Source organism: Caballeronia sp. LZ028, from assembly GCF_031451415.1.
Classification (GTDB): Bacteria; Pseudomonadota; Gammaproteobacteria; order Burkholderiales; family Burkholderiaceae; genus Caballeronia; species Caballeronia zhejiangensis.
This window is the reverse complement of sequence record NZ_JARUXN010000006.1, coordinates 134485-156205: the sequence shown is the minus strand read 5'-3', so window position 1 is coordinate 156205 and position 21721 is coordinate 134485. Positions and strand designations below refer to the sequence as shown.

15 protein-coding genes are annotated in these 21721 nt (G+C 65.8%); 7 read left to right on the top strand and 8 right to left on the bottom strand.

The window, feature by feature from the left end:
- Positions 1 to 3: 3 nt before the first annotated feature.
- The 6 genes from bcsE to QCE58_RS30710 are packed head-to-tail and all read left to right on the top strand — an operon-like array spanning position 4 to position 7167.
- Positions 4 to 1860 (top strand): cellulose biosynthesis protein BcsE, encoded by a 1857-nt coding sequence (bcsE, locus tag QCE58_RS30735; protein WP_008345798.1) that lies wholly within the window; start codon positions 4 to 6, stop codon positions 1858 to 1860.
- Between the two features lie 4 nt (positions 1861 to 1864).
- Positions 1865 to 2077 carry a hypothetical protein gene (locus tag QCE58_RS30730; RefSeq protein ID WP_250522669.1) on the top strand — a complete coding sequence of 71 codons (213 nt, stop codon included), beginning with the start codon at positions 1865 to 1867 and terminating at the stop codon, positions 2075 to 2077.
- The gene (gene bcsQ, locus QCE58_RS30725; RefSeq protein ID WP_250522670.1) at positions 2074 to 2841 is read left to right on the top strand and encodes a cellulose biosynthesis protein BcsQ; all 768 of its coding nucleotides are present in this window, start codon (positions 2074 to 2076) and stop codon (positions 2839 to 2841) included. Before QCE58_RS30730 ends, bcsQ begins: the two co-directional genes overlap by 4 nt.
- On the top strand, positions 2838 to 5369 hold the full coding sequence (gene bcsA / locus QCE58_RS30720; RefSeq protein ID WP_250459619.1) for a UDP-forming cellulose synthase catalytic subunit: 2532 nt from the start codon (positions 2838 to 2840) through the stop codon (positions 5367 to 5369). The genes bcsQ and bcsA overlap by 4 nt, the downstream gene beginning before the upstream one ends.
- A gap of 14 nt (positions 5370 to 5383) precedes the next feature.
- Positions 5384 to 6940, top strand: coding sequence for a cellulose biosynthesis protein BcsG (bcsG, locus tag QCE58_RS30715; protein WP_250522671.1), 1557 nt, complete (start codon positions 5384 to 5386; stop codon positions 6938 to 6940).
- Positions 6937 to 7167: a hypothetical protein gene (locus tag QCE58_RS30710; protein WP_008345789.1), complete on the top strand. Its 231-nt coding sequence runs from the start codon at positions 6937 to 6939 to the stop codon at positions 7165 to 7167. The genes bcsG and QCE58_RS30710 overlap by 4 nt, the downstream gene beginning before the upstream one ends.
- On the opposite strand, the gene QCE58_RS30705 is transcribed toward QCE58_RS30710, so the two are convergent.
- From QCE58_RS30705 to QCE58_RS30670, 8 genes are all read right to left on the bottom strand, one after another.
- Positions 7156 to 7338 (bottom strand): hypothetical protein, encoded by a 183-nt coding sequence (locus QCE58_RS30705; protein ID WP_008345788.1) that lies wholly within the window; start codon positions 7336 to 7338, stop codon positions 7156 to 7158. The two genes, QCE58_RS30710 and QCE58_RS30705, sit on opposite strands and share 12 nt — an antisense overlap.
- An 18-nt stretch (positions 7339 to 7356) precedes the next feature.
- Positions 7357 to 8787 carry an efflux transporter outer membrane subunit gene (locus QCE58_RS30700; protein ID WP_250522672.1) on the bottom strand — a complete coding sequence of 477 codons (1431 nt, stop codon included), beginning with the start codon at positions 8785 to 8787 and terminating at the stop codon, positions 7357 to 7359.
- Positions 8780 to 11917 carry an efflux RND transporter permease subunit gene (locus QCE58_RS30695; protein WP_008345784.1) on the bottom strand — a complete coding sequence of 1046 codons (3138 nt, stop codon included), beginning with the start codon at positions 11915 to 11917 and terminating at the stop codon, positions 8780 to 8782. The genes QCE58_RS30700 and QCE58_RS30695 overlap by 8 nt, the downstream gene beginning before the upstream one ends.
- A 6-nt stretch (positions 11918 to 11923) precedes the next feature.
- Positions 11924 to 13060 carry an efflux RND transporter periplasmic adaptor subunit gene (locus QCE58_RS30690; RefSeq protein WP_250522673.1) on the bottom strand — a complete coding sequence of 379 codons (1137 nt, stop codon included), beginning with the start codon at positions 13058 to 13060 and terminating at the stop codon, positions 11924 to 11926.
- Positions 13061 to 13443: 383 nt separating this feature from the next.
- The gene (locus QCE58_RS30685) at positions 13444 to 16185 is read right to left on the bottom strand and encodes an EAL domain-containing protein (protein WP_250522674.1); all 2742 of its coding nucleotides are present in this window, start codon (positions 16183 to 16185) and stop codon (positions 13444 to 13446) included.
- A 134-nt stretch (positions 16186 to 16319) separates the two neighbouring features.
- Complete coding sequence (locus QCE58_RS30680; RefSeq protein WP_250522675.1) at positions 16320 to 16793, bottom strand: hypothetical protein; 474 nt, start codon at positions 16791 to 16793, stop codon at positions 16320 to 16322.
- Positions 16794 to 18707, bottom strand: coding sequence for an RICIN domain-containing protein (locus QCE58_RS30675; RefSeq protein ID WP_008345777.1), 1914 nt, complete (start codon positions 18705 to 18707; stop codon positions 16794 to 16796).
- 76 nt (positions 18708 to 18783) lie between these two features.
- Positions 18784 to 19443, bottom strand: coding sequence for an SCO family protein (locus QCE58_RS30670; protein WP_239295263.1), 660 nt, complete (start codon positions 19441 to 19443; stop codon positions 18784 to 18786).
- 605 nt (positions 19444 to 20048) lie between these two features.
- Here QCE58_RS30670 and QCE58_RS30665 point away from each other — a divergent pair.
- Positions 20049 to 21713, top strand: coding sequence for a PQQ-binding-like beta-propeller repeat protein (locus QCE58_RS30665; protein WP_250522676.1), 1665 nt, complete (start codon positions 20049 to 20051; stop codon positions 21711 to 21713).
- Positions 21714 to 21721 lie beyond the last annotated feature (8 nt).

Here is a 21721-nt window from a genome sequence, read left to right as displayed (position 1 = left end):
GCCGTGAACGACGAATCGAACCGATCCAGTGGCGCGACGAGCCTCATCGCCGCGTTTGCGCGCTTCGTGCGCGCGCGCGTCGCGGGCCGCGATGCCGCGCCGGGCCGCATCGGCGTCGATGCGCTTCCCGACGATCTCGCCGTGCTCGCGCCGGGCGCGCTCTACGCGGTGCACGTCGCGCCGCGTTCGCCCGAATGCGATGCGCTCATCTGGGCCACGGCGCGGGCCGCGAACACGCGCCATGTGAGCGTCGTGCTCGCGCGCGAGCGTGCGGAAGCGGCGGCGCGTGCGCGCGAACTGGGCTTTTCGGGCGCGGCGGCGCAAGGCTGGCCGCGCCGACTGAACGTGCTCGCGATGCCGAACGAAGCCGCATCCGCCGATGCCGATTCTGAACCGCCCGCTCTCGCGCTCGCGCGCCTTTACGGCGGCCTGCGCGCGCTCAAGCGCTTCGGCTTTCGCGCGAACGCGCTGTATATCGTCGAAGGCGCGGAGCGCTGGTTCTCGTGGCGCGATCCGGCGGCGCTCGCGCGCGAAGGACGGCTGTTGTCGAGCTGGTGCGAGACGCGCGGCATCACGATGATCCTGCTGCTCGGCGACGCCGCCAGCGATGACGATTTGGACATCGACGAAACTCAGGCTTCGGCAAGCCGCAGCGAACTGAACGGCGCGTGCGCGGGCGTTGCGCGCGTGCGGCGCTCGCACGGCGAACTGCTGTGGCAAGTCGATTTCTGGCGCGCGGGCCGCGCGCTCGCCACCGGCGACGTGCACGCGTTGCGCTTCAACGAAGCCGGCCGCCTGAGCATCGCCGCGCCCGAGCGCGCGGGCGATGCGCGCCGCGATGCGCGTCTCGCGCCGGACGAAGCGCGCGTCGTCGTGAGCCGCGCGGTCGTCGGCGACGAGGCTTGGGTGCCGCGCGACTGGGAAGTGCTCGCGGACCGCGATGCGGTCGTCGCCGCCTGCGATGGCGCGCGCGGCGCGACCGTCGTGCTCGCGCATCGCAACGGCGCGCAGCTCGAAGCGCTGTGCGCCGCCGTGCACACGTTGCGCCGCCGCTGCGGACGCGCGCTCAAAATCGCCGTGGTCGAACGCGGCGAAGTGCTGCGTCATCAATATGAATTGCTGATGCTGAGCCTTGGCGCGAATCTCGTCGTCGGGCGCGACGTGCCGTTCTCGCGGCTCGAATCGCTGTTGCAGTCGCTGCAAGGCCAGCTCTACACGCGTCCGCTTTTGTCGGATTACCGCACGGCGCTCGCCGCGTCGCTCGCCGATGCCGCGCTCGGCTATCAGAACGTGGCGGCGTTCTGCGCGCAGACGCAAGGCGCGCTCGCACGCGGCGCGGTGCTGCGTCTGCCGCATGTGCTCGTGAAGCTGACGCTGCCGCCTGCGCTCGCTCACGTCGATGCGCTCGCGTGGTGCCGTCCGCGCCGCGCGGGCGATGTCTTCACGGCGGACGCGTCGCATCTGTACGTGTTCCTGTTCGGCTGCCGTCTCGCCGATGCCGACGCCGCGCTCGCGCGCATCTTCACCGTGCCGGTGGAGCGCGTGGCGAAGGACGTCACGTATCTGTCGGACGACGGCATCGGCGCGCAATTGCAGGCGCTCGAAGCGGAGAACCGGCGCGCGCCGTCGGCGGATTACAGCGATCTGTTCGCCGCGACCGCGCCCGTCATCGCGATGGAAGACAAGGCGGATGCGGCTACGGAAAGCGAATCCGTGCGCCGCTCGCGCGCCGAACTCGACGCGCTCGACGCCGTGCTGAACCAAGAAGCGCGCAGGAACGCGACCGACGAAGGTCCGTTGCATCCGCCCGCGCGCCGCGCCGTCCGTGCGCATATGCCGCTCGCCGAACCGGGAAACTGAAACGATGGACACCTTGCTCATTTCGATGCTGATCGGCGTGCTGGCCGGCGTGCCCGCGCGGATCGTCTGGCAGCGCGCGGGCGCGCGGCGCGGTCTCGTAGCCGCGCGTGGTTTCGATCCGCGCGACGCGGTGCCGTGCCGCATCGAGCCGGTCGTGCTCAACGCGCGTCTCGTCCCCGATGTCGATGCCGCGCCGAAGGACGCCTCCCGCCCATGAAAACCATCGCGCTCATTTCGACGGCGGGCGGCGCGGGCCGCACGACGCTCGCCGCATCGCTCGCGACGCTGCTCGCCCGGCGCGGCCGCGCCGTGGTCGCGCTCGACTTCGATCCGCAGAACATGCTCGGCGCGTATCTCGGGCTGGACGCGTTCGCGGCGGAAGGCATCGGCGGCGCGCTCGCCGATCCGTCGCGCAAGTGGCACGAATCGACCTGGCGCAACGAGGACGGCGTGCTGTTCGTGCCGCACGGCGGTCTCACGCCCGCGCGATCCGCCGCGTGCGAAGCGCGTCTTTGCGAGCATCCGCGATGGCTCGAACGCACGATCGGCGAGATCGGCTTGCCGGAGACCGGCGTCGTGCTGATCGATACGCCGCGCTATCCGTGCTCGCATGCGGATCACGCCGCGCGCGCCGCCGATCTCGTGCTCGCCGTGTGCCCGCCTGAGCCGGCTGCGTGCGCGACGCTCGTCGCGCGTTTGCCCGCGCTGCGGGAATCGTGCGCGGATGTGCGTCTCGTCGTGAATCGCCTGAATCCCGCCCGCGCGATGCAGCGCGACGCGCTCGCGATGCTGCGCGCCGCGACCGGGAACATGCCGCTCGCGCAACGCATTCATCTGGAAGCGTCGATGCCCGAGGGGTTTTCGCGCGGCGCGTGGATTTTCGACGAAGCGCCGCATCTGCAGGCGTCGCACGATCTGCACGGTCTCGCGCAGCACGTCGATGCGTGGCTGCCCGCGCTCACCGCGAGCGAGACGGCATGAAGCGCGAACCAGGCTCCCGCTCGAACCGCGCGATCGGCTGGATCGCGCGCGGGCTCGGCGTGCCCGACACGCGCTCGGCGTTCGACTGGTGCGTGCGTCTCTTCTTCAAGCCGCCGCGCGCGGGCAAGCGCGACATCGCGCGGGACATGCTGCGCGCGTTCGTGCTCGCGTGGGCGCGCGAGTGGGGCGTCATCGACGTGCGCAATCCTTGGGCGTGGCTGCTGCGCGCGTTCGTGCGCCCGCCGCGCGAAAACGCGAAGCCGCTCGCCGCGTATGCGCGGGCCGCGCTCGGCCTGATCGAACGCGCGCTCACGCCGCTCGCTCTCGCGCTGATGTGGATGAAGCGCCGCATCGATGCCGCCATCGACGGACTGCCGTGGGCGCGCTTCGGCGCGCGGCTCGAGGGCGGCGCGAATGTCATCGGCAAGAAGCGCTGGATGCTGCCCGCGCTCGTCGTGATCGGCGGATTGCTGTGGGCGGTCGTCGGCACGTCGCCGCTTGCGTCGGGAAGCCAGTTCGTGTTCTTCGCCGTGCTGATGATCGCGGCGCTCGTCATCCGCCGCATTCCGGGGCGCATGCCGGTGCTGATTCTCGCGTCGCTCGCGCTGCTCGTCACCGCGCGCTACGTCTGGTGGCGCACGACCGAGACGCTCGACTTCCGCACGCCCGGCGAGGCGATCGTCGGCTACGCGCTCTTCGGCGCGGAAGCCTATACGTGGATGATCCTGCTGTTCGGCTTCGTGCAGACCGCGTGGCCGCTCGAACGCGCCGTGTCGAAGCTGCCCGACGATCCCGCCGACTGGCCGAGCGTCGATGTCTTCATTCCGACCTACAACGAGCCGCTGTCGGTCGTGAAGCCGACGCTTTTCGCCGCGCAAGGCATCGACTGGCCGCGCGACAAGCTCAATATCTGGCTGCTCGACGACGGCCATCGTCCGGAGTTCGAGGCGCTCGCGCGGGCGGCGGGCATCGGCTACATCACGCGCGACGACAATCAGCACGCGAAGGCGGGCAACATCAATCGCGCGCTCGCGAAGACGCACGGCGAATACATCGCCATTTTCGATTGCGATCACGTCCCCACGCGCTCCTTCCTGCAAGCGACGATGGGCACCTTCTTCGCCGATCCGAAATGCGCGCTCGTGCAGACGCCGCATCACTTCTTCTCGCCCGATCCGTTCGAGCGCAATCTCGACACGTTCCGCCGCGTGCCGAACGAAGGCAATCTGTTTTACGGGCTCGTGCAGGCGGGCAACGATCTCTGGAACGCGACGTTCTTCTGCGGCTCGTGCGCGGTCATCAAGCGCGCGCCGCTGGAAGAGGTCGGCGGCATCGCGGTCGAAACCGTGACCGAAGACGCGCACACGGCGCTCAAGCTGCATCGGCGCGGCTATACGACGGCGTATCTGCCGACGGTGCAGGCCGCCGGTCTCGCCACCGAAAGCCTCGCGAGCCACATCAAGCAGCGCACGCGCTGGGCGCGCGGCATGGCGCAGATTTTCCGCATCGACAATCCGTTTTTCGGGCGCGGGCTGAACTTCTTTCAGCGCCTGTGCTACGGCAACGCGATGCTGCACTTCTTCTACGGCATTCCGCGCCTCGTGTTCCTCACCATGCCGATGTGGTACCTCTTCTTCCAGATGTACTTCATCAACGCGGCGGCGACGACCATCGCGGGTTTCGTGCTGCCGTACATCGTCATCGCGAACATCGCGAACTCGCGGATGCAGGGCAAGTTCCGGCATTCGTTCTGGGCCGAAGTCTATGAGTCGGTGCTCGCGTGGTATATCGCGCTGCCGACGACCATCGCGTTCTTCAGCCCGAAGCATGGCAAGTTCAACGTGACGGACAAGGGCGGGCGCATCGACGAGACGTATATCGACTGGGCGATGAGCAAGCCGTATCTCGTGCTGCTCGGCCTGAACGCGCTCGCGATGTCCGTCGGCATCGTGAAGCTGATCGCCGGCGCGGGCGACGAAGACGCGACCATCCTGATGAACGTGTTCTGGACGCTCTACAACCTCGTGATGCTCGGCGCGGCGGTGAGCGTCGCGCGCGAGGCGAAGCAGGTGCGCGTCACGCATCGCATCGCGATGAACATGCCCGCGACGCTCGTGCTCAACGACGGCAGCAGCATCGCGTGCAGCACGAGCGATTACTCGACGGGCGGGCTCGGGCTCGTCGTCGGCGAAGGATTGCTCTCGCTCGAAACCGGCGACACGCTCGGCGTCGTCGTGAGCCGCGGCGAGCGGCAGTTTCACTTTCCGGTGCGCGTGACGCGCCTTTCCGGCACGCATCTGGGCGTGCGCTTCGATTCGCTCACGCTCGAAGACGAGCGCCGTCTCGTGCAATGCACGTTCGGCCGCGCGGATGCGTGGATCGAATGGGACGAGCGCACCGAAGACGACGCGCCGCTCAAGGGCCTGAAGGAAGTGCTGCTGATGGGCTTCGAAGGCTATGCGCGGCTGTTCGGCGGAGCGCGCCGCGCGCTGCTCGACAAGCTCGCGCTCGATGGCCGCCGCTACTGACAAGAAGAACGAAGATGACCTTCTGGAACCTGTATTTCATCATCAAGATCGCGCTCTTTTCGACGGGGCATCTGACGCCGATATGGCTCGCGAACATCGCGTTCGCGGTGGCGCTCGCCGCGAGCTCGCCGCTGCGCTCGCGCATCTGGCGCGCGGTGCGGTTCGTCGCCGGGCTCGGCATCGGTTTGCCGCTGATGTATCGCGAGGCGAACGTGCCGCCGTTCGGCCGCATCGTCGAGGAGTTCGGCAATCTCACGACCTTCAGCTTCGGCTACTGGCTCGAGTTGCTGCCGCGCTTTCTTCCGCCGATGCTGCTCGCCGTCGCGCTCGGTCTGCTCGTCGCGTATCTCGTCGTCAATCGCTGGCTGCGCGTCGCGACCTTCGTGATGATCGCGCTCGTCGCGCTGCCGGTGTGGCAGGGCGCGAATGCTGTGCTCGCGCGCATCGAGGCGAAGCCGCAGGGCAATGCCGTTGCCGCAACTAACCGTCAATCCGCGGACCCCCTGGATTACAACGCGACGCTCGCGGCATTCAGGGCGAAGGAGTCGCAGCGACAGGTGAGCTTCGGTCATCTGTCGAGCGATCCGAAAGAGCAGTTCGACGTGATCGTGCTGCACATCTGCTCGCTGTCGTGGGACGACCTCGATGTATCGAAGCAGCGCAATCATCCGTTCCTGTCGCACTTCGACTATCTGTTCACGAACTTCAGCACGGCGGCGAGCTACAGCGGCCCGGCGGCGATTCGCGTGCTGCGCGCGTCGTGCGGACAGGAAGCGCACGCCGATCTGTACAAGGATGCGCCCGCGCAGTGTCATCTGATGGCCGATCTTGCGCAGGCCGGCTACACGCCGCAGGTCACGTTCAATCACGACGGCCACTTCGACAACTTCACGCAGCTCGTGAAGGAGAACATCGGCGTGCCGAACGTGCCTTTCGTGCCGAACACGGCCGCGCCCGTCGCGATGCACGCGTTCGACGGCTCGCCGATCATGGACGATTACGGCACGCTCGCGAACTGGTACGCAGAGCGCGCGCGGGAGCCGGGACCGGTCGCGCTGTACTACAACACGATCAGCCTGCACGACGGCAACCGCCTGCCGAACAACAAGATGACGAGCCTCGAGTCGTATCCGCTGCGCGTGGCGAAGCTGATGAGCGATTTCGACAAGTTCGCCGATCTGATCCAGCAATCGGGGCGGCGCGCGGTGATCGTGTTCGTGCCCGAGCACGGCGCGGCGCTGCGCGGCGACGCCAATCAGGTCGCGGGCCTGCGCGAGATTCCGACGCCGAGCGTGATCCACGGGCCGGTGGGCGTGCGGCTCGTCGGCTTCACGGGCAATCACGGCGCGACGACCGTCATCGATCAGCCGACCGGGCATCTCGCCATCGCGCAATTGCTGTCGAACCTCGTGTCGAACAGTCCGTTCAAGGCGGGCGTCACGCTGTCGCAATACGCGGCCAATCTGCCGCAGACGCCGATGATCGGCGAGAACGAAGGCACCGTCACGATGAAGACCGCGACGGGCTATGTCGTGAAGACGCCGGACGGCGTATGGGTGGATCAGAAATGAACACGCTGAACAAGGAAGCGCGCGACCGGCATGATGTCGTCGCGCTTGCGGAGCGCGTCGCCGGTCTCGACGCCGCGCGCTATTTCGATGCCGAAGCCGACGAGGAATTGCGCGCGGCGGTGACGCGCTGGCCGGTGCTCGCGCGGCTGATGGCGCTCGCGCCCGTCAGCGCCGACGACGATCAGCGCGCGATGAGCGGTTGCGCGACGGCGCCGTCATCGGCGTGATCGCGCGGGCGTCGATGGGCCGGAATCGCTCGTGTCGTACAGACGTTCCGGAATGAACAACGTGCCGATGCCGCTCGGAATGAACACCGCGCCGACGAGCAGAAAGCTCACGCCGAACGAGAACTGCGTCGCGATATAGCCGAGCGCGACAGGCGACGGCCCTCGCAGCACGAATGAAGCGCGTTCGGACTATTTCGCCGCCGTCTCCTGCACTTGCGCATCCTTGCGCCAGCCGCCGCCCAGCGCCGTGTAGAGCGTCACCATGTTGGTCTGTTGCGCGGCGCGGTCGGTCACGAGCTGGGTCTGCGCGCTGAACAGCGTGCGCTGCGCCGTGAGCAAAGTGAGGAAGCTGTCCAGGCCGCCGCGATAGCGCGCATTGGCGATGTCGTAGTACTGCTGCGCGGCATCGACATACTGAAGGTCCGCGGCGGTCTGATCGACATACGTGGCGCGCGCCGCGAGCGCGTTCGACACCTCCTTGAAGGCGGTCTGGATCGTGCCTTCGTACGCCGCGACGTAGATGTTCTTCGAGATCGTCGCGGAGTCGAGCGAGGCGCGCAGACTGCCGAACTGGAAGATCGGCACGCTGATCGACGGCTCGAACGCCCACGCGCCCGAACCCGCCTTGAAGAGCGACGACAGCCCGTTGCTCGCGACGCCGCCCGTCGCGGTCAGCGAGACGGTCGGGAAGAACGCCGCGCGCGCCGCACCGATATACGCGTTCGCGGACTTCAACGCATGTTCCGCCTCGATGATGTCGGGCCGCTCCGTCAAGAGCGTCGAAGGCAGGCCCTCGGGCACGGCGGCGAAGAGCGGTTCGTCGGGCAAGGCGCGATCGTCGGGGAAGCCGTCGGGCAACGGGCAGCCGATCACCGCGATCAGGTTGTTGCGATCCTGCTCCACCGCGCGTCGATACGCGGCGAGATTCGCCATTGCGCTCGTCAGCGATGTGCGCGCGGACTGCACGTCTTCCATCGAGCCGCTGCCGAGATTGGCCGCGCGCAGCGTCGTCTCGTAGGTGTCGCGATACGAAGCCACCGTGCGTTCCGTCACGTCGAGCAGGGCGCGATCCGCGAGCCATGTCAGATAGTCGCCCGCCGTGGTGGAGATGAGGCTGATCTGCGTGCTGCGGCGCGCCGCGTCCGTCGACAGATACTGCTCCAGCGCCTGATCCTTCAGGCTGCGGATGCGGCCGAAGAAGTCGATTTCCCACGCGCTCGTGCCGAGTTCGAGGCTGGTGGATTTCGTCGTCACGCCCGACTGGTGCGACGCACTATGCGTGCCCGTCGCCGTGATCGACGGCCCCAGTTCGGCGCGCACGATCCGATACTCCGCCTCGTATTGCGCGACCTTCAGCGCGGCTTGCCGCAAGTCGCGGTTGTTCGTCAGCGCAAGCTCGATCAACTGACGCAGATACGGATCCCGCACGAACGAGCGCCAGTCGGACAGCAGGTCGGCAGCCGATGCCTGTTGTTGCGCGCTCGTCGATTCGTACTGCGGATAGGACGCGGGCATCGGTGCGGCGGGCCGCTCGTAGTGAGGCTCGAGCGTGCACGCGCCGAGCGCGAAAACCGTCAGCGTCGCCGCGACGATGCGGCAGACAGCGAAGCGCCTATTCATGAGCGGCTCCTTCCTTCTTCCTGTTTCCGAAGCCCCGAATCAGCACGAAAAATACTGGCACGAAGACGATGGCGAGCAGCGTCGCGGCAATCACGCCGCCAAGCACGCCGTTGCCGAGACTCTCGCGGCTCGATGCGCCCGCGCCGCTCGCGAACGCCATCGGCAGCACGCCGAAGCCGAAGGCGAGCGAGGTCATCACGATGGGCCGCAAGCGCAGATGCGCCGCTTCGATCGCCGCCTGACGCACGCTGTGACCGCGCTCGTGCAGGGACTTCGCGTACTCGACGATCAGGATCGCGTTCTTGGTCGCGAGTCCGATGGTCGTCAGCAAGCCGACCTTGAAATAGATGTCGTCGGTGAAGCCGCGCAGATGCGCCGCGACCAGTGCCCCGACGATGCCGAGCGGCACGACGAGGATCACCGAGAACGGCACGGACCAGCTTTCGTACAGACCCGCGAGACAGAGGAACACGACGATCAGCGAAAGCGCATAGAGATACGTCGCCTGCGAGCCCGCGAGCTTCTCCTGATACGACTGGCCGGTCCACTCCATCGCAATGCCTTGCGGCAACTGCGCGACGAGCGCTTCGATCGCGTTCATCGTGTCGCCGCTGCTGACGCCTTGCGGGCTTTGCGCGGTCATCTCCATCGAAAGGCTGCGGTTGTAGCGTTCGACTTGCGGAGAACCGGTCGTCCAGTGGCCCGAGGCGAACGACGAGAACGGCACCATCTTGCCGTCGTAGCTGGTCGTGCTCGTCGTCGTATTGCTCGATGTCACGAACCATTTGCCGATATCGGCGGGCATCATGCGGTATTGCGGCAGCGCCTGAACATAGACCTTCTGGATGCGCCCCGTGTCCACGTAATTGTTCACGTAGGTCGAGCCAAACGCGGTCTGCAGCGTGTCGTTGATATTGGATGCGCTGACGCCGAGCGCCGACGCCTTCAGGTAATCGATATCCACGGCGTACTGCGGCACGTCGGCCATGCCGGCGGGACGCATACCGGTGATCTTCGGATCCTTCGCGGCAAGAGCCAAGAGCTTGTTTCTCGCGGCGACAAGCTGATCGTGACCCAGACCGGCCATGTCCTTCAGTTCGAAATCGACACCGCTGTAACTGCCGAGACCTTGCACGGCGGGCGGATTCATCACGAAGACCTGTCCGGCGCGCAAGCTGCGAAAGTGCGCGTTCGCGGCGCCGACGATCTCCGCCGCGGACTGGCCTTTGCCCTTGCGATCCTTCCAGTCCTTGAGCTTGACCATCGCCATCGCCATGTTCTGTCCGCTGCCCGACACGCTGAAGCCATCGAGCATGACGACGTTCTCCACTTCGGGAAGCGCCGTGAAATACGACTCGACCTGCTTCTCCACGACGTTCGCCTGCACGCTCGAGCTGCCCGCGGGCAGATTGACGATGGTCATCAGCGTGCCCTGATCCTCATCCGGCAGGAACGACGATGGAAGCTGCCAGTACAGCAGCGCGGCCACGCCGCAGATCGCGGCATACGCGGCCATCCAGCGCAGCGGGCGCGCAACGAGGCGCGTCACTACACGCTCGTAACGGCGCGTGCCGCCTTCGAATGTGCGCTCGAACCACGCGAAGAAGCCGCGCCGCTGATGTTGCGGATCGACCGGGCGCAGCAGCGTCGCGCACAGCGCGGGCGTGAGCGTCAGCGCGAGCAGCACGGAGAGCACCATCGCCGACGTGATCGTGAGCGAGAACTGACGATAGATCTCGCCCGTCGAGCCCGACATGAACGCCATCGGAATGAACACGGCCGTCAGCACGGCGGTGACGCCGATCAATGCGCCGCCGATCTCGCCCATCGCCTTGATGGTGGCATCGAGCGGCGACAGGCCTTCGCTCAGCAACCGCTCGACGTTCTCGACCACGACGATCGCGTCATCGACCAGAAGACCGATGGCCAGCACCAGCGCGAACAGCGACAGCACGTTGATGGTGAAGCCGACCGCGGCGATCAGCGCGAACGTGCCGAGCAGCGCGACCGGCACGACGATGGTCGGAATGAGCGTCGCGCGCAGGTTGCCGAGGAACAGGTACATCACGAGGAACACGAGCACGACGGCTTCGAAGAGTGTCGTGATGACCTCGGAGATGGACGCGGATACGAAAGGCGTCGTGTCGTGCGGAACGCTCAGTTGCACGCCGCCCGGCATCTGCTTCTGCAACACCGCGAGTTGCGCGCGCACGGCCTTCGCGACCGACAGCGCGTTCGCGCCGCTTGCGAGCATGATGCCCATCGCGGCGGCGGGCTTGCCGTTCAGACGCGACGTCATGTCGTAGGAGTCGCCGCCGACTTCGACCGTGCCGACATCCTTCAGATACACGCGCGAGCCGTCCTGATTGACGCGCAGGAGAATGTTGGCGAACTCGTCCGAAGTCTTGAGAAAGCCGCGCGTCACGATGGTCGCGTTGATGGCTTGCGTCTTCGTCTGCGGTGCGCCGCCGATCTGCCCGACGGAAAGCTGCGCGTTCTGACTGTCGATGGCGGTCGTGACATCGCTCGGCATCAGGCCGACGCTGCGCAGCTTGACGGGATCGAGCCACACGCGCATCGAGTGCTGCGCGCTGAAGAGCGTCACTTGCCCGACGCCGCTGATTTGCGTGAGCGGATCCTGCACCCGCGTCGCGAGCAGATTGCCGAGATCGACGGTGTTCATGCGGCCGTCCGTGGACGTGACCGATACGACCATCAGGATGTTGCCCGCGGTCTTGCTGACCTGAATGCCCTGTTGCTGAACGGCGCTCGGCAGCGATGCGTTCGCTTCCTGCACCTTGTTCTGCACCTGCATCGCGGCGACGTCCGCATTGGTGCCCGACTTGAACGTCAGCGTGATGGTCGCGGTGCCCGCCGAGCTGCTCGTCGACGACATGTACATCAGATTGTCGATGCCCGTCATGTCCTGCTCGATCACCTGCGTGACCGTGGTGGCGAGCGTATCGGCGGATGCGCCCGGATAGGTCGCGGTGATGCGGATCGACGGCGGCGCGACGTTCGGATATTGCTCGACGGACAGCGTGCGGATCGAGAGCGCGCCGATCAGCATCACGACGATGGCGATGACCCATGCGAGCACGGGCCGGTGAATGAAGAAACGGGAGAGCATCGTGCGTCAGTCTCCCTTGGCGAGCTGCGCTTGCGCATCGCGTTCGACGGGCGAGACCTTCATGCCCGCGCTCACCACCTGCAGATTGTCGGTGGCGATGCGCTCGCCCGCGCGCAGGCCGCGCGTCACGATCCAGTCGTTGCCGTGCGCCGTATCGGCGGTGACGGTGCGGCTTTCGACGACGTTCTGCGCGTTCACGACGAGCACGGTCGAGGTGCCGCCCGCGCCGCGATTCACGAGCGTTTGCGGCACGAGAATCGCGTCCTGCTCGCCTTCGTCGAGTTGCGCCTGCACGAACATGCCCGGCAGAAGCTGATGCTCCGGGTTCGGAATCGATGCCCGCAGCGTGATCGAGCCGGTGGTCTGATCGACGGTGACATCGGAGAAGAGCAGCGTGCCGGTATGCGCGTAGGTCGCGCCGTCTTCGGTCTGCACCGTGACCTTGCTCGTGCCGGGCTTCAGCGCGCCGGACGCGATGGCCTTCGAGAGCCGCAGCGCTTCGGTGCTGGAACGCGTGACGTCGAGGTAGAGCGTGTCCATCGACTGGATGGTCGTGAGCGCCGTCGATTGTCCCGACGTGACGAGCGCGCCGACCGTCACCGCCGACTTGCCGATCTTGCCGCTGATCGGCGCGACGATGCGCGTGCGCGCCAGATTCACGCGCGCGGTTTCGAGCGAGCCGCGATCCGTGACGATATCGGCGTGTGCCTCGTCGGCGGCGGCGGCGTAGTTCTCCATGTCCTGCGCGCTCACGCTCTTGATCTTGAAGAGTTCCTGATAGCGCTTCGCCGTGACGTCGGCGGCCTTCGACGTGGCGATCGCCTTTTGCAGCGTGCCGAGCGCGGTGTCGTACGCGGCCTGGTAGCTCGCGGCATCGAGTTGATAAAGCGGCTGGCCGGCCCTGACCGTCGAGCCTTCGACGAAAAGCCGCTTGGTCACGATGCCATCGACTTGCGGGCGCACGTCGGCGACTTCGACCGACGAGAGGCGTCCGGACAGATCGTCCACGATGTCGATGCGCTGCGCCTTCAGCGTCATCACGCTGACTTCGGGCGCATTCGCCGCGGGTGGCGCGCCGGCGGCAGCGGATTTCTCGCCGCACGCGCACAGCGCGAAGGCGGCGGCCGCGACGAGCGCGAGCATTCGCGCGAGCGGGGCATGGGCAAACGGCGGGGCAAAAGCGTATTCGTTGTCTGGCATGTCGGAAGTGGAAGGGCTGGCGTCGCGCGGGAGTTCATCGCTTGATCGGGGAATGCGATTCCCGCCGCCGTGCATCGGACGAGCCGAAGGGCGGTTCACAACGTGACGAGAGGATGTCGCGACGCGGATTGCAGGCGTCGATCAGGAGAGACAGCGCGAAGTATTGCCGAGGGCCCAACGATAATCGCAGCGCGCGCCGAAATCAACTAAGTCTTTGATTTATATCGACATTCACATAATGTGTCTGAATTGACACGATTCGGCGACGCGCTCGCGACGGAGAATCTAGCGCATTCGCGTGGCATTGGGAATCGGCGCAAACGCCGTCAGGCGAAGCTCGGCGCGAGCGCCGATTGCATCAGCGATATTTCGGCCAGTTCCGGTCGCATCGGGCATCCCAGCCAGAAGCCCTGTACTTCGTCGCAGCCGTTGTCGATCAGATAATCGAGCTGATCCGCCGTTTCCACGCCTTCCGCGACGACGCGTATGTCCAGCGCCTGACCCATGGCGATGACCGCCTTCACGATGACTTCGTCGGCGCGCGAGCAACCGATGCCGCGCACGAACGACATATCGAGCTTGACCCGATCGACCATGAAGCTGCGCACGTAGCCCAGGCTCGAAAAGCCCGTGCCGAAATCGTCGATGGCGATCGACACGTCGAGCCTGCGCAGCGCTTGCAGCGAAGGCAGCGCGCCGGGCGCCATGAGCGTGCTTTCGGTGATCTCCAGTTCGATATTGCGCGGATCGACACGCGAGCGTTCGAGCACGCGCGCGACCATCGCCGGGACGTCGCTGCGTTCGAACTGCACGGGCGAGACATTCACCGCCACCACGACGAACGGCGACAGCCTCGCCCATTCGCCGGCCTGCCGGCACGCCTGCTCCAGCACCCATTCGCCGATCTGCACGATGAGCCCCGTGCTCTCCGCGAGCGGGATGAACTGCGCGGGATTCACGAGGCCGAACTCCTTGCTCTGCCATCGGAGCAGCGCTTCGAAGCCTTCGACCCGCCGCGTGCGCAGGCAGATCTTCGGCTGATACAGCACGAACAGTTCGTTCTTCGCGATGGCGAGTCCCAGCGCCTTGACCATGGCGCTGCGCGCCGTCTCCGCCGCCGCGATCTCCGGATCGAAAACCTGTATCGAACCGGCGTGAAGCGACTTCGAGCGATACATCGCCGCATCGGCGGCGCGCAGCAGCGTCTCGGCGTCGCTGCCGTGATCGGGAAAGAACGCGACGCCCATGCTCGCGACGGAGACGACGGTGGCATCGGCGGCTTTCATCGGCTGCGCGAGAAGCGTCGCGATCTGCCGGGCATGGGCGAGGCATTCGTCCTGGCTCCGGCCCGGCAGCAGCACGACGAACTCGTCGCCTGCGTAACGCGCGACGAAACCGGGCGGCGTGACGCTCGATTCGAGCCGTCGCGAGACTTCGCGAAGCACATCGTCGCCGGCCGCATGACCGAGGCTGTCGTTGACGTCCTTGAAGTTGTCCAGATCGAGGAAGATGAATCCGAGCCGGTCGCCGTTGCGCCGCGCGATCCGCACGGCGTGGTCGAACAGGTCGCCGAGCGCGAGCCGGTTCGGCAGACCGGTCAGCGGATCTTCGAGCGCCTGGCGCTTCAACTGCTCCTGATGGCGCACGCGCTCCGTCACGTCGCTCAACACCGTGATGCTGTGCGTGACGCGTCCGTGGTCGTCGAGAATCGGACCGACGTAGGTATCGCTCCAGAACGTCGAGCCGTTGCTGCGCGACATCTTCAGCAGTCGCGATGCTTCGACATTGCCGCGCATCGCGTGCGTCAGCGATCCGGTCTCGGGCATCGCGCGATCCCAGCCGAGCGCCGCCTGCGTTTGTGCGCCGAGCACATCCGCCACGCGGCGGCCCGTCAGGCGCTCGAACGCGGTGTTCGCATACGTGATGCGGTGCGAGCCGCAAGAGAGATGCGAAATGACGATGGCGTCGCGCGTCGCTTCGAGCGCGCGGCTGCGAAGGTGCAGTTGTTCCTTCGCGTTCTCGTGCGCGGTGACGTCGTGAGCGGTGATGAAACACGCCTCGTGACCGCCGAACGAAAGCAGATGAAACGACACGTCCACGAAGATGACATCGCCATCGAGCCTGCGATGACGCCGGATGCCGCCCGCGCCCGAACCGGCTCCCGACTGCACGTAGCCCGCGAGATCGAGCCGGAAGTTCGCGACTTCTTCGGCGGGGCGCAGATCGAAGATCGTCAGCGCGTTGAGCTGTTCCAGCGTCGCCCGGTACTGACGTTGCGCTGCCGCGTTCGCGGTGAGAATCGCGCCGTTCCCGACATCGAAGATCAGCATCGCGACCGGATGCTGGTCGAAGTACTGGCTGAAGCGTTTCTGTGCTTCATCGGCGACGATGCGCGCCGCGTTCTTCGCGAGCGCCGAGCGATGCCGGCTCGACGCCGCGAACGCGAGCAGCAGCATGCCGGCGGCGAGACCCACGATGAGCGCGATGCGCTGCTTCAGAATCTGCGATTGCGCTTTCTCCTGCATGCTGGCGATCAGCTCCCGCTCGTCGCTGCGCAGCAGGGCGAGAATGTCCATGATCGATTTCAGCGACGCGTTGGCGAGCAGCAACCGTCCGGAGTCGACTGCGGTGCCATGCGACGCAAGCGCGACGTTCGCCGCGGCATCCTGCAGCGCTTTGGGCCATTCGCCGCTCAGGCGTCTGAGTTCCGCGAGCTTTTCGGCGGCGGCGGGCGAATCGGCGAGCAGCGCATCGAGATGGTTATAGGCGCGCGCCACCATCACCGCGCGGGCGATGGGCCACGCGCGCGATTCGAACGTGGCCGAGCCGACGCCCTTGAGGAAGTCGGTGTTGGCGGCGAGATGCAGATCGACGAGCAGTTCGAGCTCCGAGCCGACGTCGAGCGCCCGGCGCAATTCCCGCTCGCCGATGTCGCGATCGACGGTGATGGAAACGGCGGCGAGCGCGGCGAGGCACAGCCCGGACGCCGACAGCGTCGCCAGAACCAGCGTGGTCGCGAAACGCCGGCGAGACCACGAGATCAAGGTTCTGAGGCGAAGGTGAAACATGATCAATCCTGTACACGGTAGCATGTTTTACGACCTTCGTCGAAAGCTCTTTAGCGGGTTAAGCCCTTATTGGAATGATTCTTCTGACGGTTGAGGCAATAAATACCTCTCGCCGGAACGCGTAGCGCCCGCGCTCATCGATGCATGACGTATTGCCAAAGCGCCTGGCATTCGGTATCGGCGATGCGGTAGTGGGGCATCGACTTGCGCAGCAGCACGCCCGCCGGATCGATGCCGTCCTTCACGGCGCGGCAGAAGGACGTCGCGTCATAGTGACTGAGCGGCCCGCCACGGCGGCTTGCGACGCCGAGCAGGGCGTCGTGCGTCAGCGGCGGCGCGAACGCGGGTTTCGTCGATGTGCCGACGTGGCAATTGACGCATCGCGTCGCAAAGGAAGGCAACGGGCGCTCGTCGTCGCGCAGATGCGCGGTCATCGGATGTTGTCCGTTGAAGATCGCGCAGCCCATGTCGGCGGGGTCGCATGCGGTCTGCGCGCGCGCAAGCGGCGCAATTGCCACGACCGCAACGAATGCGACGACCGCGACGAATGCGACGAATGCGACGCGCATCGCCGCGGCCCGCGCCTCGAGGAAGCGGCGTCGGGCCATTCAACGCACGCGCAGCACGCGCGAAACGCTCGGCACGCCGTTGGCGTTCAGCGCGAACAGCATGTAATAGCCGGGGACGACGACGCCCGGATCGGACGGAATGTTCAACTGGAATTCGCCCGCCGTACCGACGCTGAACGTGAGCGGCACGCGTCGTTGCTCGTTGTTCAGCGAATGCGTAACCGAAGACGAGCGCATCAGCACGAATGCGCGCGTGCTCCGGCTGGCCGTCACCACGATCGTCGTGCCGAGCTGCGCATCGCTCGGAACGGAGCTGAGAGTCGGACGCGACGCGGCGGAACCGTCCGAGTTGAGCAGGTACGGCGGCGTCAGGATCTCGATGTCGGTGTGATTGGTCGAGCATGATCCGCACAGACCCCCGCCGCCGCTCAGCACGCGTCCGTCGTTCAGCAGCAGCGCGACGCTGTGATAGGTGCGCGGCACGGCCTGCTGCGCGAGCGGGGAAAACGTGTTGGTCGCGGGGTCCCAGAGTTCCGGGGTGAGGACCGCGTTGTTGTCCGAGAAAGGCTCGGCGAAGGTCTGTCCGCCGATCACGACGACCTGTCCGTTCGGCAGCACGACGCTGTTGTTGAACGCGCGCCGGTAGCTCATCGGCGGGATGGTCCGCGTCGTCGCGTTGCCGCTGCTGATGTCGATGAGCGTCGCGTTGGCCGTGGCCGGCGACTGATCGTAGCTCGGCGCGCCACCGACCGCGAGAATCTTGCCGACGTCGTACATGACCGCGTTGCCGTTCATCGCGTCGCCGTCGCTGCCACGGTTGCCGGCCGGGCTCACGTTGCCGTTGCCCGCCGTATCGAACCAGTGCATCGCCTTGCTCGGTCCCGCATGGAACACGCGTCCGTTGCCGACCGCGAACATCCACGCGTGATTGTCGGAGCGGAACACGCCTCTCGCGTCGTTCGTGACGATGTAATCGTCGAGAATCGCGCTATTGATCCGCCAGCCCGAACCCGAGGTCCACGTTTCGCCGGACTTTCCTCCGAGCCCTCCGCTCCACGATCCGCCCATGACGAACACGTTGCCGTTGCTCAGCGTCACGCTGCCCTGATAGCCGCGCGGGATGTTCATCTGATTGCCCGCGGTCCATGTGTTGGTCGTCGGCGAATAGATGCTGGTCTGCCGCACGCTCAATCCGCCGGTCACGAAGATGCGGCCATCGGGGAGATTGGAAATGCCGGGGCAGAACATGTCGTGCGCGGTATTGGTCACGATCACTTGCGAACTCGTGCCGTTCGATGGATTGAAGATCGCCGTGTAGGTTCTCGCCGGCGGATTCGCGCTGTCGGTGAAGTCGAGCGGCGCGTCGGCCGACCAGACGAGCACGTTTCCATTGGGCAGATTGGCGGCTTGCAGCGGGACGAGCGGCAACTGATACGGCGTCGTCCACTTCGACGGCAATGCGGCTTGCTGTACCGGCAGGCCGGCCACTTGCCACGTTTGCGTCGCGCTTCCGTTGCACACTTGCTGCGATAGTTGATTGCCTTGCGACGTCGTGCTCGATGCGGTCACGCACAAGCCGCTATGTCCCGCGACGATCGCGTAGCCCGCGCCTTGCGGCGTCAACGAGAACGCCTGATTCGCGCCGCCATTGCAGGTCCACTGGATGACGGGGCCGCCCGGACTCTGGCTTTGGCCCGAGACGTCCATGCACAGGCCGCTGTTCTGATTGATGAGGTTGTAGCGCGTGCCGGTCGCTGACGGAAACCACTGCTGATTCGCGCCGCCCCAGCAGGACCACGTAATCACGGGCGCGCCCGGCGCCCTCGATTCGCCGCTCACGTCGGCGCACAGGCTGGTGCCGCTCAGCGTGATGGGCGCCGAGCTTTGCGCGCGCGCGGCGTGCGGCATGCCCGCCAATGCCAGCGGCAACGCGACGAGCAGCAAGAAGCGCATGCATCGGACGAACAGGCTTGACGCGTGGCTCGTCGAACGGATTCCAGGCATGGTTGCACCCCGTACATGAAGCGGGTTACGTACGTGCGAGCGCGCCGAGCACATCGCAGATGTCTTCGACGCGAGGAAGATCGGCGCTTCGCCAGCGCAACATCGCGTTGGCATCGAAGCAATAGACCTGGGTGGAATGGTCAGCGATGTCGCCGAGAGGCGCGTTGCTGCCCGAGAGCGCCACGCGCATCCGGTCGACATCGGCGAGTGCCGGCGTCGCTGCATTCCAGGCGGAACCCGCCTGAAAGCGCGCGAGCCACGCGCGCAATGCCGACGGTGAATCCGAAAGCGGATCGATCCCGACCGACAGCAATTGCACCGGACGACGCGCGCGGATTTGCGGTATCCGTTCCTGAACCGCGTTGAACAACGCGCCTTGCAAGGGACATATCGTGCCGCAGCCGGTATAGACGGTTTGCACTGCAGTCACGCGCTGATGCAGCAAGTCGCTGAGCAGACGCTTCTTGCCGGTCTGATCGACGAGCCATGTATCGTCGAGACGGACTGGCGGCGTGACGAGTCCGAGATCGCCATGCTGCGCGAAGGAGGGCGACGACACTGCACCCAGAGCGAGCGCGGCCATGTGGCGAAGCAGCGAGCGGCGAGCCGATGAGCGCGCGGGCGCCTGCATGCCGGATGTCATTCGGTCGGGCATCGTTTCGCGGATTTCCGAAATCGTCGTCATCGGCACGTTCCTGGTCCCGGCGAGGGCTCTCAAGGTGAGACTTGCATGTCGGACATCCGGACAGACGGCCTTGCGATTTGCATGACCATTGGCCCAAAGATTAGCAGCCCAAATCGGCAAAAAAAGTTCGAGACGCGAAATAAGTAGGTAGATATGTGCACTCCCCCACATTCGTTTTTACAGCCCCGGCAACATGTCATCAACGACGCGCACGATTTCGAAAAGTGCAATGTAAAACCTGCGCGATTGATTCACTCCGCGATTTGCGATAGCTTTCAGTCGGTAAAGAGCCTTCCCCGTTACGCCCGAACGTTCGGTGACAAGACTGCTCTGGTTCTCCGTCACCATTCCGCGAAGGCGCGCGAGTCGCGAGCAAAGCTGACGCGCTCTTTTGTAAGCCAGGTTCGTCGCTCGCCCTCCGTTTCCCGATGTTCAATAGCGGCCGAATTGCGTCCCTCGGGGCGCTCGACGGCTTCCTCGCTTCGCTGATGCGCTGGTTTGCGGGTACACGCTGCTATGGGGCATCACGATTGCTCTGTTGCAGCACCGATGTCGCCCGACACCGCGTTGTCCGTTCCGGCCCCTTCCGGAGAAGGAGAATGCAAATGAATGCGCGTTTTTCCGCTTATGCCGCCGCACTCGGCGCCGTGCTGATCGCGGCAATCATCGCCGCGTGCAGTGGCGGCGACTCCGGCGGCGATGCGACATCGGCCGCGGCGAGCCGGGCCGCGTCGAGCGTGGCGAAGGCAACGTCGCCCAGCAACGCGATGGACGTCGTCACCTGGCACAACGACATCGCCCGCACCGGACAGCAACTCGCCGAAACGACCCTCACGCTCGCGAACGTCAACCAGAACACGTTCGGCAAGGTGGCTTTCTATTCCGTCGATGGCGCCGTCGACGCGCAGCCGCTCTTTCTCGCGAACGTTCCGATCGGGGGCGCCACGCACAACGTCGTGTACGTCGCGACCGAGAACGGAAGCGTCTACGCGTTCGATGCCGACAGCGGCGCGACGCTTTGGAGAGTCTCGACGCTCGGCAGCGGCGAGAATCCGAGCGACGATCACAAGTGCCATCAGATCACGCCGACGATCGGTGTGACGGCGACGCCCGTCATCGATCGCGGGCGCGGACCGAACGGCGCGATGTATGTCGTCGGCATGTCGAAGGATGCGTCGGGCGGCTATCACCAGCGCATCCACGCGCTCGATATCACGACGGGCGCCGAGCTCTTCAACGGTCCGACCGAAATCCGCGCGACCTATCCGGGCAACGGCGCGGGCAGCCAGAACGGCACGCTGACGTTCGATCCGGATCAGTACGCCGAGCGCGCGGCGTTGCTGCAGTTGAACGGCGTCATCTATACCGCGTGGACATCGCATTGCGATTTCATGCCGTACACCGGCTGGGTGATCGGCTACGACGCCAACACGCTGCAGCAGGCGAGCGTGCTGAACGTCACGCCGAACGGCCAGATGGGCTCGATCTGGATGAGCGGCGCGGGCCCTGCGTCGGACGGCGAATCGATCTATTTCCTCGATGCCAACGGCACCTTCGATCCGACGCAGAACGAGCACGAGATGCCGATCAACGGCAACTTCGGCAACGGCTTCCTGCGGCTGAACCTCGGGCCGTTGAGAGTGCAGGACTACTTCCAGCCGTCGAACACGGTGCAGCAATCGAACGAGGACGAAGACCTCGGTTCCGGCGGCGCGATGGTCTTGCCCGATTTCACCGATGCGAACGGCAAGGTCTGGCGTCTCGCGGTCGGCGCGGGCAAGAACTCGACGATCTATGTCGTCAACCGCTGGTCGATGGGCAAGTTCGATTCGAACGCGGATCACATCTATCAGGAGCTCGTCGGCCAGATACGCGGACCGATGTTCGGCGCGCCCGCGTACTTCAACGGCAGGGTCTATTTCGGCTCGGTCGGCGACAACATCAAGGCGTTCACGGTAACGAACGCCGCGCTGTCGCGCACGCCGTCGAGTCAGACGCTGAACTCGTTCGGCTTCCCGGGCGCGACGCCGAGCATTTCGGCGAACGGCACGTCGAACGCGATTCTGTGGGCGGCGGAGAACGGGTCGATCGGCGTGCTGCGCGCCTACGACGCGACCAATCTCAATCATCAGCTCTACAGCAGCGTCGATGCGGGCGCGCGCGACCAGTTCGGTGCGGGCAACAAGTTCATCACGCCGATGATCGCGAACGGCAAGGTGTATGTGGGCGCGAAGAATGGCGTCGCCGTGTTCGGATTGCGGTCGCAATAGCGCTGTCT

Excerpts from the sequence above, each read along its gene's own strand:
- QCE58_RS30665 (WP_250522676.1), top strand. The coding sequence starts at position 20,049 with ATGAATGCGCGTTTTTCCGCTTATGCCGCCGCACTCGGCGCCGTGCTG.
- QCE58_RS30680 (WP_250522675.1), bottom strand. The coding sequence starts at position 16,793 with ATGGCCCGACGCCGCTTCCTCGAGGCGCGGGCCGCGGCGATGCGCGTC.
- QCE58_RS30690 (WP_250522673.1), bottom strand. The coding sequence starts at position 13,060 with ATGCTCGCGCTCGTCGCGGCCGCCGCCTTCGCGCTGTGCGCGTGCGGC.
- QCE58_RS30695 (WP_008345784.1), bottom strand. The coding sequence starts at position 11,917 with ATGCTCTCCCGTTTCTTCATTCACCGGCCCGTGCTCGCATGGGTCATC.
- bcsG (WP_250522671.1), top strand. The coding sequence starts at position 5,384 with ATGACCTTCTGGAACCTGTATTTCATCATCAAGATCGCGCTCTTTTCG.
- bcsQ (WP_250522670.1), top strand. The coding sequence starts at position 2,074 with ATGAAAACCATCGCGCTCATTTCGACGGCGGGCGGCGCGGGCCGCACG.
- QCE58_RS30730 (WP_250522669.1), top strand. The coding sequence starts at position 1,865 with ATGGACACCTTGCTCATTTCGATGCTGATCGGCGTGCTGGCCGGCGTG.
- bcsA (WP_250459619.1), top strand. The coding sequence starts at position 2,838 with ATGAAGCGCGAACCAGGCTCCCGCTCGAACCGCGCGATCGGCTGGATC.
- QCE58_RS30700 (WP_250522672.1), bottom strand. The coding sequence starts at position 8,787 with ATGAATAGGCGCTTCGCTGTCTGCCGCATCGTCGCGGCGACGCTGACG.
- QCE58_RS30710 (WP_008345789.1), top strand. The coding sequence starts at position 6,937 with ATGAACACGCTGAACAAGGAAGCGCGCGACCGGCATGATGTCGTCGCG.
- QCE58_RS30670 (WP_239295263.1), bottom strand. The coding sequence starts at position 19,443 with ATGACGACGATTTCGGAAATCCGCGAAACGATGCCCGACCGAATGACA.
- QCE58_RS30685 (WP_250522674.1), bottom strand. The coding sequence starts at position 16,185 with ATGTTTCACCTTCGCCTCAGAACCTTGATCTCGTGGTCTCGCCGGCGT.
- QCE58_RS30675 (WP_008345777.1), bottom strand. The coding sequence starts at position 18,707 with ATGCGCTTCTTGCTGCTCGTCGCGTTGCCGCTGGCATTGGCGGGCATG.